Source organism: Enterobacter sp. MGH120, from assembly GCF_001037725.1.
Classification (GTDB): Bacteria; Pseudomonadota; Gammaproteobacteria; order Enterobacterales; family Enterobacteriaceae; genus Enterobacter; species Enterobacter hormaechei_C.
Window position 1 is genome coordinate 2,196,069 of sequence record NZ_KQ089940.1, and the last position, 17,984, is coordinate 2,214,052.

The 17,984-nt window shown below is 56.5% G+C and carries 13 protein-coding genes; 5 read left to right on the forward strand and 8 right to left on the reverse strand.

The features are described from left to right. Positions 1-200 precede the first annotated feature (200 nt). Entirely contained in the window at positions 201-1,103 is a 903-nt protein-coding gene (locus SK54_RS10295; RefSeq protein ID WP_047728037.1) for an L-proline-binding transcription factor PsrA, read from the forward strand. Here SK54_RS10295 and SK54_RS10300 read toward each other — a convergent pair. From SK54_RS10300 to SK54_RS10310, 3 genes are all read right to left on the reverse strand, one after another. Continuing rightward, positions 1,075-1,863, reverse strand: a complete 789-nt coding sequence (locus SK54_RS10300; RefSeq protein ID WP_047728038.1) for a substrate-binding domain-containing protein — start codon at positions 1,861-1,863, stop codon at positions 1,075-1,077. The two genes, SK54_RS10295 and SK54_RS10300, sit on opposite strands and share 29 nt — an antisense overlap. Before the next feature lie 6 nt (positions 1,864-1,869). Next, positions 1,870-3,171: an MFS transporter gene (locus tag SK54_RS10305; RefSeq protein WP_047056225.1), complete on the reverse strand. Its 1,302-nt coding sequence runs from the start codon at positions 3,169-3,171 to the stop codon at positions 1,870-1,872. Between the two features lie 260 nt (positions 3,172-3,431). Continuing rightward, positions 3,432-4,727 (reverse strand): serine hydrolase domain-containing protein, encoded by a 1,296-nt coding sequence (locus SK54_RS10310; protein WP_032654133.1) that lies wholly within the window; start codon positions 4,725-4,727, stop codon positions 3,432-3,434. A gap of 95 nt (positions 4,728-4,822) precedes the next feature. Between SK54_RS10310 and SK54_RS10315 the strand changes: the two genes are divergently transcribed. After that, positions 4,823-5,728: a LysR family transcriptional regulator gene (locus SK54_RS10315; RefSeq protein ID WP_017693131.1), complete on the forward strand. Its 906-nt coding sequence runs from the start codon at positions 4,823-4,825 to the stop codon at positions 5,726-5,728. On the opposite strand, the gene fumA is transcribed toward SK54_RS10315, so the two are convergent. Both fumA and SK54_RS10325 read right to left on the reverse strand, forming a co-directional pair. Next, the gene (gene fumA, locus SK54_RS10320) at positions 5,717-7,366 is read right to left on the reverse strand and encodes a class I fumarate hydratase FumA (protein ID WP_032648818.1); all 1,650 of its coding nucleotides are present in this window, start codon (positions 7,364-7,366) and stop codon (positions 5,717-5,719) included. The genes SK54_RS10315 and fumA overlap by 12 nt on opposite strands. 55 nt (positions 7,367-7,421) lie before the next feature. Then, complete coding sequence (locus SK54_RS10325; RefSeq protein ID WP_017383327.1) at positions 7,422-8,930, reverse strand: anion permease; 1,509 nt, start codon at positions 8,928-8,930, stop codon at positions 7,422-7,424. Positions 8,931-9,538: 608 nt separating this feature from the next. Between SK54_RS10325 and SK54_RS10330 the strand changes: the two genes are divergently transcribed. Together SK54_RS10330 and SK54_RS10335 are read left to right on the forward strand one after the other, a co-directional pair. Continuing rightward, the gene (locus SK54_RS10330; protein WP_048247131.1) at positions 9,539-12,319 is read left to right on the forward strand and encodes a flavocytochrome c; all 2,781 of its coding nucleotides are present in this window, start codon (positions 9,539-9,541) and stop codon (positions 12,317-12,319) included. A gap of 58 nt (positions 12,320-12,377) precedes the next feature. Continuing rightward, positions 12,378-13,340, forward strand: coding sequence for an FAD:protein FMN transferase (locus SK54_RS10335; RefSeq protein ID WP_017383329.1), 963 nt, complete (start codon positions 12,378-12,380; stop codon positions 13,338-13,340). Here SK54_RS10335 and dcuR read toward each other — a convergent pair. Both dcuR and SK54_RS10345 read right to left on the reverse strand, forming a co-directional pair. Continuing rightward, positions 13,321-14,040, reverse strand: a complete 720-nt coding sequence (gene dcuR, locus SK54_RS10340; protein ID WP_003859556.1) for a two-component system response regulator DcuR — start codon at positions 14,038-14,040, stop codon at positions 13,321-13,323. The two genes, SK54_RS10335 and dcuR, sit on opposite strands and share 20 nt — an antisense overlap. Then, positions 14,037-15,653, reverse strand: a complete 1,617-nt coding sequence (locus SK54_RS10345; protein ID WP_023294962.1) for a sensor histidine kinase — start codon at positions 15,651-15,653, stop codon at positions 14,037-14,039. Before SK54_RS10345 ends, dcuR begins: the two co-directional genes overlap by 4 nt. 153 nt (positions 15,654-15,806) lie before the next feature. Here SK54_RS10345 and SK54_RS10350 point away from each other — a divergent pair, with 153 nt between their 5' ends. Beyond that, positions 15,807-16,670, forward strand: a complete 864-nt coding sequence (locus tag SK54_RS10350; RefSeq protein WP_047735592.1) for an N-acetylmuramic acid 6-phosphate etherase — start codon at positions 15,807-15,809, stop codon at positions 16,668-16,670. Positions 16,671-16,725: 55 nt separating this feature from the next. On the opposite strand, the gene ompC is transcribed toward SK54_RS10350, so the two are convergent. Then, complete coding sequence (gene ompC, locus SK54_RS10355) at positions 16,726-17,889, reverse strand: porin OmpC (protein ID WP_017693137.1); 1,164 nt, start codon at positions 17,887-17,889, stop codon at positions 16,726-16,728. Positions 17,890-17,984 lie beyond the last annotated feature (95 nt).

The following is a 17,984-nucleotide window of genomic DNA, read 5'->3' on the forward strand; positions in this document are numbered from 1 at the left end:
TCTGTTAAGCAGTATGACACTCCTCTTCGGCTGCATGCAGACTGGCAGCCTGTTTAAGAGGAATCCAGCCCGCATAAACTATCACTATGTGCCGTCAGGTTGATAGCGCTTTAGGGGTATCCCCTTCATTTTGTGAAGTATGTCGTGCACGACTATGATAAATCTCTTCTTACCCTACCGTGCTTAAGGATCCCGTCAGTATGCCCGTCAATTTTGACCTCAACGATCTCTATGCCTTCCGCGCTTTACTGGAATATGGCAATTTCCGTCTTGCGGCGGAGTCTATCTGCCTTTCCCAGTCGGCGTTGAGTCGCAGAATTGAAAAGCTCGAGGCGGCACTGGGGACAAAACTGTTCGACAGAACCACCCGGCGCGTCACGCTGACCCTGTATGGACAGACCTTTGCCGACCGATGCGGACAGCTGCTTGCTGATGTGGAGTCCATGCTTTCGGATATCGATAAGGCCAGCGAGGAGCGTACGGGGCTAATCACCGTGGCGACGGTGCCGTCCGCCGCCTGTTACTTTATGCCGGATGTTATCCGCCGCTTTCAGTCCCGTTACCCCCGCGTGCGCATAAAACTGATCGACAGCAGCGCCGGAAATGTTATCGAGGCCGTCACCCGCGGACAGGCGGATTTTGGTATCTGCTTTGCCCGGAGTTTGCAGCCCGACATCGAGTTTGTCCCGCTGGTGGAGGATGTCTACGTGGCTGCCTGCCGGCGCGACAGCCCGCTTGCAAAAAGAAAAAGCCTGACGTGGCAGGCTTTTTATCAGCAGGATTATATCGGTCTGGATAAGACCTCCGGCAACCGCAATCTTCTCGACCAGCGGGTCGGGCATATTCGGCCTGAGCGCCCCAGCATCTGCGAAACGCGGCACGTGACGACCATGCTGGGGATGGTTGAAGCCGGGATCGGCATTGCGGCCGTTCCCGCCATGTCAATGCCCCGCGCAGAGCATTCGCTGCTGACGTCGGTACCTTTAACCGAGCCTGGGGTCAGGCGAACCGTGGGGCTGATCCGCCGCCGCGGGCGGATCCAGTCCTATATTGCTGCCGAACTCGAAACGCTGATTACCGAGCAGTATCGCGAGGTGCACTGACGGGCGTTAAGCCCGTTGCCGTAATGACGCTGGCGGCCTGTGGCGAAGAGAGAAAGGCCAGCAGCGCTTTTCCCTGTTCGGGATGGTCAGCCTTCTGCGTTACGGCTCCGGCGAAACGGGTAATGTACTGCATGTCGTCAGGCAACTTACCCACAAACGTCACCCCCGGGACCGGCAGAAGCTCGCTCACCTGCTGAAAGCCGAGATCGTATTTCCCTTTTGCCACTTCAGACGCCACCGGGATGCGCTCAACCCGGTGCGCTTTATCGTGAACCTGGCCGTCGATGCCCAGCTTACGGAACAGCTGACTCTCTACATACCGGCCGCTGGCGCTGTCGGAATAAGCTATGGAATGCGCCTTCAGCAGCGTTTGCCGCAGGGCAGGCACCGTACTGATATCCGGCACCGGCGCGCCCGCTTTGACGACCATCCCGACGGGCGAATCCGCCAGCTCCACGCGGGAGCCCGCCACCGTCCTGCGATCCTGTTCCAGTTTCGCCAGCGCATCGCCCACCATAATCACCACGTCCGCTTTTTCGCCCCGGGCGAGCCGGGCCGGAATGGCCTGCGGCGTTTTGCCCATCGACGGGCCGGAGATCACAATGAGCCTGTCGCCGCTTTGCGCTTCGTACTGCGGCGTCAGCTTCTCCAGCGCCGCTTTGAAGCCGCCAGAAATCATCACCGTCACATCCTGCGCAAGCGCGCCCGCGCTGAGGGTGGCGAAGGTCAGGGCGGCAATCACCATTCTGAATGTAAGCATGAGGGATCACTCCTTAACGGCAGTTTGCAGGATTAACGTGCGACGACGATAGAGATAAAGCGTTGCCAGCAGGGCGCAAACGGCGGCAAAGCTCATCCAGTAGCCCGGAGAGGCTTTGTCGCCGGTGTACTCAATTAAGGCAGTCGAAATCACCGGCGTGAAACCGCCAAAGACCGCCGTTGCCAGGCTGTAAGCCAGTGAGAAGCCCGCCACGCGCACCTCTGCTGGCATGATCTCCGTCAGGGCCGGGATCATCGCGCCGTTATACAGGCCGTAGAGGAAAGAGAGCCACAGCAGCACGGTCAGCATCATGGAGAAGCTCGGGGCTGCGGCAAGCATCGTCAGCGCCGGATAGCTGGTCGCCAGCGCCAGCAGCGTCATGGCGATCAGCACCGGTTTACGCCCGAAGCGATCCGACAGCGCGCCGCCCACCGGAAGCCAGATGAAGTTGGACACCGCCACCAGCAGCGTGACCAGAAGACTGTCCGACGCGCTGAGCATCAGGACTTTTTTACCGAAGGTCGGCGCGTAAACGGTGATCAGGTAAAACGCGGTGGTGGTCATCGCCACCATCAGCATGCCCGCGACGACTACCGGCCAGTTGGCGAGCAGCGTTGTGAAGACCTGACGCATTGCCAGATGGTGGCGACGGGCGCTGAATTCCTCGGTCTCTTCGAGCTTGCGGCGCAGGAAAAAGATAAACGGCACAATCAGACAGCCAAACAGGAACGGAATACGCCATCCCCATTCGCGAATGGCACTCTCTTGCAGCACCACATTCAGGGCGAAGCCCATCGCCGCCGCGATCATAATGGCGACCTGCTGGCTACCCGACTGCCAGCTGGTGTAGAAACCCTTGCGGCCCGGCGTGGCGATCTCCGCCAGATAAACCGAAACCCCGCCCAGCTCGGCGCCTGCCGAAAAACCCTGCAACAGGCGGCCGGTCAGCACCAGCAGCGGCGCCCACAGGCCAATGCTCTGGTAAGAAGGGATCAGCACGATCAGGAAGGTTCCGGCGGCCATAATTGACAGGGTGACGATCAGCCCTTTACGGCGACCCACTTTATCAATGTAAGCCCCCAGCACAATGGCCCCGATCGGACGCATCAGGAAGCCCGCGCCAAAGACGGCGAAGGTCATCATCAGGGACGCAAATTCACTGCTTGCCGGAAAAAAAGTATGGGCGATGTAGGTGGCATAAAAGCCGAACAGAAAGAAGTCGAATTGCTCAAGAAAGTTGCCCGACGTGACGCGGAAAATCGCGCCCGCTTTGGCACGAAGCGTTGCAGGTGAGGTTGAGGAAACCATGATTATCTCCAGTTTTATAGTGACGTTATGCTCGTCTGTTTCTGAAAACTGGATCAGGAAGTGGAAATTAATAAGCGCAAATAGCGCATGAACCGATGCGTGTGGTGCATTAATGACAAAGCGTTGACCAGTATTTACATATTCAACAATAACTTAACATTTCGGTGATCTTTTATTTACTCGATTTCGCTAAGTTGCTGATATATCAGTTTTGTGACATCGCGCAGATGAGAAGCCAGGCGGGGCCTGGCTCGGGATTATTAGCGCAGCGCGTTCGCAATCGCGCTAAACATCAGCGACGCTTCCAGCGGCTGGGCGCTGAATGACGGCTCTGCCTGCGGCCAGGTGGACCACTGGACGATAACCAGATTTTCTTTCTGATTAACCATGATCATCTGACCAAAAATACCCAGCGCCCACAGGGAATCCTTCAGCGAATTTTCGACTTTCGGCTCCACGTGTGTGGCGGTGGCTGGTACTTCGTTGTTCCACCACTGGTAGCCGTATAACCCCTTCGGATGCGCGTCGGACACCGATCCTTTGGCCTGTGTCCAGGCTGAGGACTGTTTCACCCAGCCCTCGGGGAGGATCTGCTTCCCGTCCGGCAGCGTACCGTTATGCAGGATAAACTCCCCGAAACGCCCCCAGTCTTCCAGCGTGGCGTTGAACCCATGCGCACCCACGTCGTGCTGGCCTTTGCTGTAGGCATGCCACACGCCGTCGCTCGCCATGCCGTACGGCTGCCAGATGGTCTTCTCCAGATACGCCGCGAGCGTCATGCCGGTGGCGCGCTCAAGCACATCGCCTAGCAGCCAGGCGCCACCCGAGGAATAGGACCAGTTTTCGCCCGCCGGGTGTTCACGGTGTAACCCCTTCACCAGGGTGCGCACGCAGTTGTAGGTGCCCGGCTTCGCTTCGCATTCGGTAAGCCGGGCGAAGTCAGATTGCGGGTTGGTGTAATCTTCGTTCCACGCCACGCCAGAGGTGTGGGTGATGAGCTGTTTTAGCGTTACGCCCTCCCAGGCGGTGCCTTTTAAGTCAGGTTCGTATTGGGTGACAAGGTCGTCCAGGGAGTGGATTTTCCCTTCTTTAATTGCAGCACCCACCAGCGCGGAGACCACCGATTTGCCCACGGAACGCGACGTCCAGAGCGTTGAGTCGGTATTGCCTTCACCCAGGTATTTATAGGCCACTTTGCCGTTTTTCAGCACCAGCATGCCGCTGACGTTCTGGCGTTTCAGGTAATCCTGAAGAGTGTAACTCTTACCCTTCACCTGATAGCGGGCATCGGTGAGCGGTTTTTCTGCGGGCAGCAGCGGCGTAGCGTTGCCGTGGCGGAACACATCCCCTGCGTAGTTGCGGTAGTCATTGCGAAAGCCCACCACGCGATCGGCCTGGCTCCAGGTGAGCATGGTATGCGCGTCCGGGAGTCTGGCATCGAAAGGCGCCGGACAGGTGGTGAGGTCGGTACCGTTGCAGGCCGCCATAACGGCGGGCGAGAGCAGGCTGCTGACAACCAGCGCCGCGAGCAGCGTGCGGTTTGTTTTGATTTTCATATTTATCTCGTTTGGCTCAGGAAGGACTTCAGTTTAAGAACCTGCGGCCTATAATAAAAAACGCGTTATGGGGGAAAATCCCCCGTAAAAATTGCGTGGAGAATGGCGTGGCATCACTGATCTATTCCTTTGCCCAGCTTGAGGCGTTCACTGCCGTCGCTGAACACGGCAGCCTGATGAAGGCGGCCAGTAAACTCGGCAAAGATCGTACTACCCTGCGGGATCTGATCGATTTCCTTGAGGATGGGCTGGGCTATGCTCTGTTCCTGCGGGAGGGGCGCAGCCTGCGCCTGACGCCGGAGGGGGAGCAGCTTCAGCGGCAGGCGCACCTGCTGATGCGCCAGGTCAAAGCGTTTGAGGCGTTTGCCAGATCGGTACCGGACAGCGCGACGCAGGACATCGCCCTCGCTTACGATCCGTTCACCCCCAGAGCTTTTTTACAGGCGCTGATTGCCACACTGGCGACGAAAAAGATCCGCCTGAGCCTGACCAGCGCATCGCGCGATGAGGCGGAAGCGATGCTGGCAAACGGTCAGGCCGATCTGGGGATCTGCCAGGCGCGCAACCGCAGCGTGGGCAATGAGATGGAGTGGCGGGCGCTGGGGGCGATCGAAATGGATTTTTACGCCGCAACGGCGCTTTTTGCGGAGGTTGCGTCGCCGGTGTCGCTGCTCAATCTCTCTCTGGTGCCACAGGTGATTATGCATCCCGCGTCAGACGAGCCGGTTGCCCGTCGCCTGCAAATTTCAGGGCACACGCTTTTCACTAACGAACTGGAGATGCTGCGCGGCCTGCTGGAGCAGGGCTGCGGCTGGGGGTTTTTACCGACCCATCTTCAGGCAACGCAGTGGAAAAATGTAAAAAGGCTGCCCACCGAAGTGGGCAGCCAGGGGATAAGCCAGACGATGGTCACTATCTGGAAGCCGGGCAGCGACAAGCGCGGGTTGATCAACGATACGCTGTCGCTGCTTCCGGCGTTATGGAAACGCTCAGCGCTGTGAGCACCCTTTGCACTGTTTATTCTGGATCTGCTGGAAGAAGTCGTTGCCTTTGTCATCCACCAGGATAAACGCCGGGAAGTTCTCCACTTCAATTTTCCAGATGGCTTCCATTCCCAGTTCAGGATACGCCACGCACTCCAGGCTCTTGATGCTGTTTTGCGCCAGCACCGCCGCCGGGCCGCCGATGCTGCCGAGGTAGAAGCCGCCGTGCTTATGGCAGGCGTCGGTGACCTGCTGGCTGCGGTTACCTTTGGCCAGCATGATCATGCTCGCACCGTGGGATTGCAGTAAGTCTACGTAGGAGTCCATACGCCCGGCGGTGGTTGGGCCTAAGGAGCCAGACGCGTAACCTTCTGGCGTTTTCGCCGGGCCTGCGTAGTAAATCGGGTGATCTTTAACGTACTGCGGCAGTTCTTCCCCGTTGTCGAGCAGCTCTTTCAGCTTCGCGTGGGCGATATCGCGCGCCACGATGATGGTGCCGCTCAGCGACAGGCGGGTGGATACCGGGTGCGAGGAAAGCTGCGCCAGAATGTCGGGCATCGGCTTGTTCAGATCAATGCTTACCACGTCGCCTTCTCCCTGCTGGCGCAGGGATTCAGGAATATACTGGCCCGGATTGTGCTCCAGCTTCTCAATCCAGATCCCCTCGCGGTTAATCTTCGCCTTGATGTTGCGGTCAGCGGAGCAGGAGACGCCCATGCCGATTGGGCAGGAGGCACCGTGGCGCGGCAGACGGATCACGCGAATATCGTGCGCGAAGTATTTCCCGCCGAACTGCGCGCCAAGGCCGAGGTTTTGCGCTTCCTGAAGCAGTTCCTGCTCAAGCTGGACGTCGCGGAACGCCTGGCCGTGCGCGTTGCCTTCGGTTGGCAGGCCATCGTAGTAGCGCGCAGAGGCGAGCTTGACGGTTTTCAGCGTGGCTTCCGCTGAGGTGCCGCCGATAACGAAGGCGATATGGTAAGGCGGGCAGGCCGCGGTACCCAGAGTTCGCATCTTCTCAACCAGATAATTTTTCAGCTTCGCCGGGGTGATCAGCGCTTTAGTTTCCTGATACAGATAAGTTTTGTTGGCGGAACCGCCGCCTTTCGCCATGCACAGGAATTTATACTCGTCACCATCAACGCTGTAGAGGTCGATCTGCGCGGGCAGGTTGGTGCCGGTGTTCACCTCTTTATACATATCCAGCGCCGCATTCTGCGAGTAGCGCAGGTTGTCTTCAATATAGGTGTTATACACGCCCTGACTCAGCGCCGCTTCGTCTCCGCCGCCGGTCCAGACGCGCTGGCCTTTCTTACCCATAATGATTGCCGTACCGGTATCCTGACAGGTGGGCAGCACGCCTTTCGCCGCAATCTCGGAGTTGCGCAGGAATTGCAGGGCAACGTACTTATCGTTCTCGCTGGCTTCCGGGTCGCTCAGAATAGCCGCAACCTGCTTCTGGTGAGAGGTGCGCAGCATAAATGCCGCGTCGTGGAAGGCCTGCTGTGCCAGCAGGGTCAACGCCTCTGGCTCGACTTTCAGCACTTCCTGACCGTCGAACTCGGCAACGGAAACGTGCTCTTTGGTCAGCAGATAATATTCGGTGTCGTCATGCGCGAGGGGGAAGGGGTTCTGGTAGAAAAAGGGTTTGTTCGACATAGCGTATTGCTCCATAAAAATAAAACCGCCGGAGGGTTAGCCCGGCGGTCAGGAATCAGAACATCATGGACATCCACGGGTAGCCAATCAGCAGCAGAGCTGCCAGGAAGATGGCGCCGAAGATGGTGCCGAGGCGCCAGTAGTCTTTGGTTGGCAGGTAGCCGCTACCGTAGTAAATCGGGCTTGGACCCGTACCGTAGGGGGTGATGATCCCCATCACGCCCAGCGAGGTCACCATCAGCAGAACGAACACTTCCATATTCATGCCCGGAATGGTGGAGGCGATGGTCAGCATCGCAGGCAGCAGCGCCGTGGTGTGCGCGGTGGTGCTGGCGAACAGGTAGTGCAGCAGGTAGAACGCCAGCAGCAGCACGATGGTGGCGACACCCGGAGAAATACCGCTCATCAGCAGGCCGCCTTCTTTACCCAGCCAGCTGATAAAACCGGTGGAGGAGAGGCCATCCGCCAGCGCCACCAGGGTGGCGAACCAGACGAAGGTATTCCACGCGGCTTTGTTACCGGTGATATCGTTCCACTCCAGCACGCCGGTCCACAGCATCAGGCCAACGATCAGCAGGGCAGCCATGGCCGGTTCAATCCACGCCGCGGCGAAGATCCACATCAGCAGCGCACAGCACACGAACACCAGCAGCAGGATCTCATTGCGCGACAGTTTGCCCAGTTTTTCCAGTTCACGGGTCGCCCACAGCGGTACTTCGTTATTCACTTTTACTTCCGGCGGGTAGAACCAGTAGGCCAGCAGCGGCATGGTCAGGATCAGCAGGATGCCCAGCGGCAGGAAGGCGAGGAACCAGGTCCCCCAGGAGATATCAATTCCAACCGTGCTTTTTACCAGCGCCAGCGCCAGCAGGTTAGGTGCCAGAGCGGAAAGGAACATCGAGCTGGTGATACAGGCCGCGGTGATGGCTACCCACATCAGATACGAACCAATTTTGCGCGCGCTTGGGTCATTGGGTTTTGAACCGTACAGCGGCGGCAGGTTGGCGATGATCGGGTAGATGGTCCCGCCGCTGCGCGCGGTGTTGGACGGAGTGAACGGGGCCAGCAGCAGGTCCGCAAACGTAATGGCGTAACCGAGCGTCAGGCTGCGACGGCCCAGGTACTTCACCAGAATCAGCGCCAGACGGCGGCCGAAGCGGGTTTTGTCGTAGCCTGCGGCGAACATAAAGGCACCGAAAATCAGCCAGACGGTGGAGTTACCAAACCCGCTGACCGCCCATTTAAAGGAGGCGCCCGCCAGCTTGAATTTTGGGTCAGCCAGCTGTTCCGGGCTAAAGAGTACCCACTGGCTGCACAGCGCAATCGCCACGACGCCGGTAAGACCGATCACGGCGCCCGGCAGCGGTTCGAAAATTAAGCCGACGATGACGCCGACAAAGATGGCGAAGTAGTGCCACGCATAAGGCGGCAGCCCTTCCGGAACGGGGACAAACAACAGCAGGACGGCAACAATGACGGGCAAAGCCATCATCAGCAGTCGTTTTGCTGTTCCATTTGATGCCAGATTCGCCGCAGGAGGCGTTACAGCAGTTTTTGTATTCATAGTTTCACGTCTTAAGTTGTCAAAAATTCGTCGCCCGGCGAAAACACAAATTCGATTGAAATATCCTTTTTGCTTTTTTTAGTTATTTAAGGTGCGGATTTGTGTTTTCACTAATAGCGATTTAACGCATTTTGGTTTGCGCTAAATAAAAAATGATGATGTTTTTATATTGCTCTTTTGAATGCCATAACTATTGATCGCGATCAAAAAAACGGAACTGAATGGCTATTTTTATATTTTTTATAATAACCACTCTGAGTAGTGTGGTTATTCGCTAATTTTACGCATTTTATGTATCAAAACTATAACATTTAAATTCTGGTGTTTTTGTTTATCATTGTTTTATAGGGTTTTTTGCTAGATTTGGTGTATTGGTTTGACCTTTTATAATTTAACTTTTTTTAAATTCTTGTGAACGAGTGAAACATTCCTGCTAACACCAATGTGTTATTAATGTTATCGAAGGGATTAAATAGTTTATTAACTAACGTAATGACTTTAGAAACTTAAAAAAGCTTTATATTACTATCATGACATCGGCAAAAAACACGAAATAAAAAATCATCCCGATAACGAATTCTTAATTTTTAAAGTTTGGAGTTTCTATTATGAGCACTAACGAACGTATTTTAAGCCCCTTCACATTACCGAATGGTACTGAACTGAAAAACCGTTTGTTAATGGCCCCGATGACAACCTGTACCGGTTATTACGATGGCACCGTGACCAGCGAGCTGGTGGAGTACTACCGCGCCCGCGCGGGCAGCATCGGCACCATCATCGTTGAGTGCTGTTTTGTTGACGATCTCGGCCTGGCGTTCCCGGGCGCAATTGGTATTGATAACGACGAGAAAATCGCCGGGCTGGCAAAAATCGCTGACGCCATTAAGTCAAAAGGCTCCAAAGCCCTGCTGCAAATCTACCACGGCGGCCGCATGGTCGACCCAAAACTGATTGGGGGCCGCACGCCGGTTGGCCCAAGCGCCGTTGCCGCGCCGCGTGACGGTGCCGCCACGCCGGTTGCCCTGACCGCGGAAGAGGTAGAAGGCATGATCGGCAAGTTCGGCGAAGCCGTGCGCCGCGCAATTCAGGCCGGGTTCGACGGCGTCGAAATCCACGGGGCGAATACCTATCTGATCCAGCAGTTCTTCTCCCCGAACTCTAACCAGCGCGACGACGAGTGGGGCGGCAGCCGCGAAAACCGCGCGAAATTCCCGCTGGCGGTGCTGGACATTACCCACAAGATGGTGCGCCAGTACGCGGACGACGCGTTTATCATTGGCTACCGTTTCTCTCCGGAAGAGCTTGAAGTCCCGGGCATTCGCTTCGAAGACACCCTGTATCTGCTGGAAAAACTGGCCGCGCGCGGGGTAGATTATCTCCACTTCTCCCTTGGCGCCGCCCTGCGTCCTTCTATCGTCGATACTCAGGACCCGACGCCACTTATCGAAAAATACTGCGCCATGCGCTCTGACACGCTGGCGCAGGTACCGGTGATGGGCGTTGGCGGCGTGGTGAATGCCACGGATGTGAATGAAGCGCTGGATCACGGTTACGACCTGATTGCCGTTGGCCGCGCCACCATCGCCTATCCGGACTGGACCGATCGCATCGCGGCGGGCGAAAGCCTGGAGCTGTTTATGGACAGTACCCGACGCGAAGAACTGAGCATCCCGGAACCGCTGTGGCGCTTCTCGCTGGTGGAAGCGATGATCCGCGACATGAGCATGGGCGAATCTAAATTCAAACCGGGCACCTTTATTGAAAAAGTGCAGGACGATGCTAACGAGCTGGTGATTAACGTCAGCCTCGAAACCGACCGCATCGCCGATATCGAACTGGCCTCCGGCCCGAGTGAAGACGTCGAGTTTGTCACCAGCTTCGAAGAGATCCGTACCCGTATTCTGGATGCCAACACCCCGCACGTGGACGCGATTACGGGCGCGACCAGCCAGAGCGAGGCGGTGAAAAAAGCGGTCTCGAAGGCGATGCTGAAATCCAGCAAAGCGCTGGCGGCGGAAGAGGGCGCTGACCCGAATGAGACTAAAAGCGTGGATGTGGTGGTGGTCGGCAGCGGCGGCGCCGGTCTGGCGGCGGCGATTCAGGCGCATGACGAAGGCGCGAGCGTGCTGATCGTCGAGAAAATGCCCACCATCGGCGGGAACACCATTAAAGCCTCGGCCGGGATGAACGCGGCGGAGACCCGCTTCCAGCGCGTGAAAGGTATTCAGGACAGCAAAGAGCTGTTCTACCAGGAAAGTCTGAAAGGCGGTGGCAACAAGAACGACCCTGAACTGCTGCGTCGCTTTGTCGAGAACGCGCCGCAGGCTATCGAATGGCTGGCCACGCGCGGCATTATGCTGAACGACATTACCACCACCGGCGGGATGAGCATCGACCGTACGCACCGTCCGAAAGACGGTTCCGCAGTGGGCGGGTATCTGATCAGCGGCCTGGTGCGTAACGTCAACAAGCGTAACATCGAGGTGATGCTGGATACCTCCGTGAGCGACATCATCTTCGAGAACGGCGAAGTGACCGGTGTGCGTCTGACCACCGAAGAGAACGAAACCCTCACCGTGGCAACCAAAAGCGTGATTGTGGCAACGGGCGGCTTCAGCGCCAACAGCCAGATGGTGGTGAAATACCGTCCGGATCTGGCAGGGTTCGTTACCACCAACCACAAAGGGGCGACCGGGGGCGGCATCGCGCTGCTGGAGCGTATCGGTGCGGGCACCGTGGATATGGGCGAAATTCAGATCCACCCAACCGTTGAGCAGAAAACGTCGTATCTGATTTCCGAATCCATCCGCGGCGGCGGGGCGATTCTGGTAAACCAGCAGGGCAACCGCTTCTATAACGAAATGTCGACCCGCGACAAAGTCTCGGCGCAGATCATCGCGCTGCCGGAGAAATACGCTTACATCGTCTTTGACGAGCATGTTCGCGCCAAAAACAAAGCCGCGGATGAGTACATCGCAAAAGGGTTTGTTACCAGCGCCAGCTCGCCAAAAGCCCTGGCGGAAGAGCTGGGGATGGATCACCACCAGTTCCTGGCAACACTGGAACGTTACAACGGCTTTGTGGAGAAACAGCACGACGATGATTTCGGTCGCACCACCGCGCTGCGTGCGCCAATCAACGAAGGGCCGTTCTACGCCATTCAGATTGCACCGGGCGTTCACCACACCATGGGCGGCGTGACCATTAACACAGAAACCTGCGTGCTGGACAGCAACCACAACGTATTGCCGGGAGCGTTTGCTGCGGGTGAGGTTGTCGGGGGCATCCATGGCGGTAACCGCATCGGCGGTAACGCGGTGGCAGATATCATTATTTTTGGTACGCTTGCAGGACATCAGGCGGCTATGCGTTCGAAAACACGGTAAGGCTCCTGTTTCCCCGGCGGCGCGGTGCCTGCCGGGGCTACATCTGAGGACTCATGAAATGCCTGATAGCCATCGCGTTTACAGCTACTCCGCCGTTCTGATGGGATCGCCCATCCTCCTGAAACTCTTTTCCCATGACGAAGCGCTTGCCTCTCGCGTGTTTCGCCTGATCAAACAGTACGAAGATCTGCTCACCGTTAACCGAGCGCACTCTCAGGTAATGGACATCAACCATGCGGCCGGTCAGCATCCGGTTGCCGTCAGTCGCCCGGTGTTCGAGCTGATCCGCTGCGCGAAAGCGGCCAGCCTGCTTAAAGACAGCGCCTTTAACCTGGCGATCGGCCCGCTGGTGAAGCGCTGGAAAATTGGCTTTAAGGGGGACGCTGTACCGCCCGCGGACGAGATCGCCGCCTTGCTGGGCATCACGCATCCTGCGGACGTGGTGCTGGATGAAGCCAACAGCAGCGTGTTCCTTACTCGCCAGGGAATGGAGATCGATCTGGGGGCCATTGCTAAAGGCTATATCGCCGACAGGGTACGGGATTACCTGCATAAAGAGGGCGTTGAACTTGGGCTGATCAACCTTGGCGGCAACGTCCAGACGTTAGGCTCGCCGGAGGGCGGCTGGCGCGTCGGCCTGAAAAAACCGTTCGCCGGTGACGCGCTGATTGGTGCCATGACGGTCGAAAACCGGTCGGTGGTGACGTCAGGCACCTATGAGCGCTACTTCGAGCTGAACGGCAAACGTTATCACCACATACTTGACCCACGCACCGGCTACCCGCTGGATAACGAACTGGACAGCGTGACGATTATTTCGCCAGACTCCCTCGACGGCGATATCTGGACCACGCTGATCTACGGCATGGGCGTGGAAAAGGGCTGCGCCGCGCTGCGTTCGCGCCCCGATATTGAAGCCATCTTTGTCACCAAAACAAAAGAAGTGGTGATCTCCTCGATGCACCACTTCCGTTTTACCCTTCTGGACGACAGCTACCGAATTACTGGCAGTACTGTTTGAGTAGGCCGACCTGTTCCGGCTGCAAACGGTAGCGATATACCGGCCGGCCGGTAGCGCCGTAGTGAATGCTGGTGAACAGGATATTAATTTGCGCCAGCCAGATCAGGTATTTGCGGCAGGAGACGCGGGAAATGTTGACCGCATTCGCCAGATCGTCGGTGGAAAATTCTATCTCCGGATGGCTGTCGATCCACTGGCAAATGGTGCGCAGCGTCTGCGGCGTTAGGCCTTTCGGTAATTTTTTGCTGTCGGCCAGCTCCGGCGCGCCGCCGTGGATCAGCCTGTCGACGTCGGCCTGTTCATAATACTGATGCGATCCCATCAGGCTGCGCTTTGCCTTCCAGCCGTTCAGCGCCTCTTCAAAACGCGGGAACTGGAACGGTTTAATCAGGTAATCCACCACGCCATAGTGCATTGAGGTCTGGATCGTTGCGGCGTCGGAGGCCGACGAGATCATGATGACGTCAATCGGGCGGCCCGATGCGCGGATGATGGGCAGCAGATCCAGCCCGTTATCCTGCTGCATATAGACATCCAGCAGCACCAGATCGATCGGCTGGCCTGGGTTGGCGATCAACGCCTCGGCCTGGTTGAGCGTGGAAGCGACGCCGCAGCAGCTAAAACCCTCAACGCGGTTAACATACAGACGGTTGAGGTCGGCTACCATGGCGTCATCATCGACAATTAACACATTTATCACGCGATATTCCTCTCGCTATCCCAGGGGATCTGAACAAAAAATTGGGTAAATACGCCAGGCTCCGACTCGACGGTAATATCTCCGCCCAGATTCTGGATCTGCTGACGAGCAAGGAACAGCCCAACGCCGCGGTTTTCACCTTTTGTTGAGTAGCCTTTTGTAAAAATAGCCTCCAGCCGCTCGGGATCAATGCCGGGACCGTCATCGCTGACCTCACCGCTCAGCCAGCCGTTCTGATAATGCAGCAGCAGGCCGATCTCGCCTTCCGGCTGGCCTTCCATCGCATCCAGGGCATTTTCGATTAAATTGCCCAGCACGGTGATCAGCACCGCAACCTGCTCTTCATTGGCGGTGTCGGGAAGCTGACTCTCCTCCGCCAGCGTCAGGGTCACTCCGGCCTCTTTAGCGCGGTTAATTTTACCCAGCAGGAAGCCCGCGATGACCGGCGATTTAACTTTGCGCTGTATTGCGCCGATATCCGTCTGATAATTTTGCGCGGTCTGGATGATGTACTCCTCCAGCTTATCGTAGCGCTTCATGTGCAGCAGGCCGAGGATCACGTGCAGCTTGTTCATAAACTCGTGCGTATGAGCGCGCAGGGCATCAACGTAGCTGACCATGCCATCGATACGCTGCATTAACTGGCTGATTTCGGTCTTATCGCGGAACGTGCTGATCGCCCCGATCACCTGATTCTGGCTTTTCACGGGGACCATGTTGCACAGCAGCAGCCGCCCGTTACAGCCGATCTCCTGATCCTGACGGGCAATGCCGGTCCTGGATACTTCGCGCAGGCTGGCCAGAAGCGGTTCACTGCTGCTTTCGGAGTGCTGGCCCGAGGTCAGGAGTAATATTTCTCTGGCGGTGTGGTTAATCATCGTCACGCGCCCGTGCATATCCACGGCCATCACGCCTTCGCGCAGGGACTGCAACATGGCCTGGCGCTGCTCAAAGAGGGCTGAGATTTCGTAAGGCTCCAGCCCAAAGAGGATACGTTTCAGAACCCGGACCAGACCCCATATCGCCACTGAGCTCATCAGAACGCTGAATAAGATGGTCCACACGGCGTTGAGCCGCCCGCGGGCAATCTGATCTTCAACTTTATTCAGCGAAATACCCACCACCACCACGCCGATCTGGTCGTGCTGGTCGTCATACACTGGCGTAAAGACGCGCAGCGCTTCCGCGAGCGCGCCGCGGTTAACGGAGACATTCTCTTTCCCTTCCAGGGCGGGCGTCAGATCGTCGCCAATAAAATGCAAACCTAACAGCGCTTCGTTTGGATGGGAATAGCGGATCCCACGCAGGTCGGTGACCACGGTAAACAGCAGGTCGTTGCGCTTCGTCACCGCCTCGGCAATCGGCTGGATGATGCCAGCCTGCGGCGATTCCATCAGGCCACGCTTGATCTCCGGGCTGTCGGCCAGCGTCCTGGCGATACCCAGCGCGGTATCTTTCACGTCATCACGCGTGGCGCGGGTGATCTGCACAGAGTACAGCGCGAAGACCACCAGCAGCACCGAGCCGATAATCGCGCACACCATCAGCGTAACCAGCGTATTCAGCTTCATAGGGCGCTTGCGCGTCGGGGGGAAGGGCTGCAAATCGCTCATTAACACTCCGCGATGAATAAGAAAGGGCTAATTATCGCTGATGACGGGCGTTTCATAAAGCCATGTAAAGAGAGGCGTTTCGTGAGCCTCCTCTCAGGTGACCTATATAAAACACTTTATAGTGTGAGGGTACTCATAATAAGGAGGCAGTTTATGAGCATTATGCTTACCGGTACGGCCAGGGAAAGACGGCACGCCAGCACCACGAACATCGACAGATTATCGACGCTGGATATGCTTAACGTCATACACCAGGATGACGCGCAAATCTCTTCTGCACTTACCCCTCACTTAAGTATGCTGGCCCGCGTGGTGGATAACGCGGCGGCGACGCTTAGCCACGGCGGACGTCTGGTACTGACCGGCGCGGGCGCGTCCGGACGCGTGGCTGAACAGGCGGCAGAAGCGTTTGCGCCGGGAAAACATCCCGTCATTGTGATGACAGCAGGCGATCACGCCGGTAGCTACGCGCGCGGCGTTGCCGACCTTCAGACGATAGAATTTGGCGAGCATGACATGATGCTGGCGCTGTCCGTCAGCGGCAAAACCCCATGGGTATGGGGCGCGATGCGTCATGCGTGGTCTCTGGGCTCAACGGTTGCGATCATTACGGAGGATGCGCAAAGTGAAGCGGCGCAGCTGGCGAGCATGGTCATTGCCCCCGAACTGGGCGCGGACGTGGTGGCCGGGTATACCAACGCTAAAGCAGGCATTGCGCAAAGCATGATCCTGCATATGATCACCACCGGTCTGGCGGTACGTTCCGGACGGGTGTACAGCAACCTGCGCGTTGATCTGGAGGCAAGCAATACCAGATGGGCCGAACGACAAATTGCCATTGTGATGGAAGCGGGGGGATGTAGCCGGGCGCAGGCGAAGGCCGCGCTGGAAAGCTGCAACCACCAGTGCAAAACGGCGGTACTGATGGTGCTGACGGGGCTGGATGCCTGGAAAGCGCACGAATTGCTGGCGCAGAATAACGGGTTTGTTCGCCTGGCCTTGCAGGAAGCGCCGTAATATTTCAGCGTCAAATAAAAAAAGCCCGCATCGCGGGCTTTAATATTGATGGGGATTAGAACTGGTAGGTCATGCCTACGCCAACGATGTCATCGGTAGAAATACCGTTGTCATTGTAGAAGGCATCATCTTCGTCCAGCAGGTTGATTTTATAATCAACGTAGGTGGAGAAGTTTTTGTTGAAGCTGTAGGTCATGCCCACGTCGATGTAGTTAACCAGATCCTGGTCTACATAGTCATAGCCATTGCCTGGGTGATAATCGTTACCGCCCAAATCGATGCCTTTAGAATAGACCCACGCCAGGGATGGACGCAGACCGAAGTCAAACTGGTACTGCGCTACGGCTTCAAAGTTCTGTGTTTTGTTGGCGATGCCATCGTTGCCGTACGGAGTCATGTTACGGGTTTCCGCATACATCATGGCCAGGTAGACATCATTAGCATCGTATTTAGCACCGATTGTCCACGCTTCCGCACGTTCACCGCCAGCATATTTGCTGAAGCGGTTATAGGTGCCAGCGCCGTAAGCGACCTGGTCGTTAGTACGGTCAGAGGAAGAATAAGCCGCACCCAGCGTCAGGCCGAAATCGAAGTCATAGGTGGTAGACATACCGAAGCCGTCGCCGTTCTGGAAACGAACGTCATCATGGCCGTTTTTGGTGCCTTCCTGATTTTCGTTTGGTCCACCTTCATTATTTCCCTGATATTGCAGCGCAAAGTTCAGGCCATCGACCAGACCAAAGAAATCATTGTTACGGTAGGTCGCCACACCGTTAGTACGGCCAACCATATAGTTATCCGTCCAGGTGTAAGAATCTCCACCAAATACCGGCAGCATATCGGTCCAGGCTTCAACGTCATACACGACGCCGTAATTACGGCCGTAATCAAATGAGCCGTAGTCGCCATATTTCAGGCCAGCGAATGCCAGACGGTTGAAAGATTTATCCCCTGCGCCTTCGGTGTCGTTAGCGTAGGTTTTATATTCCCACTGGCCATAGCCTGTCAGGTCGTTCGTGATCTGCGTTTCGCCTTTGAAACCCACCTGTACATAGGTTTCATCGCCGTCGTCGCCTGGGTTGTCGGAGAAGGTATGACGCGCATCAACCTTACCGTACAGGTCAACTTTGTTGCCATTCTTGTTATACATTTCCGCCGCATTTACTGCGCCAGCCATTAATAACGCGGGTACGAGAATTGCCAGAACTTTTCTTTTCATTATATATTCCCTTTAAATATAAATTGTCTGAATATATGTAATTACCCTCCGTAACTACATGGCTGATACTATTCTATGGATTATTATTTAGGTTC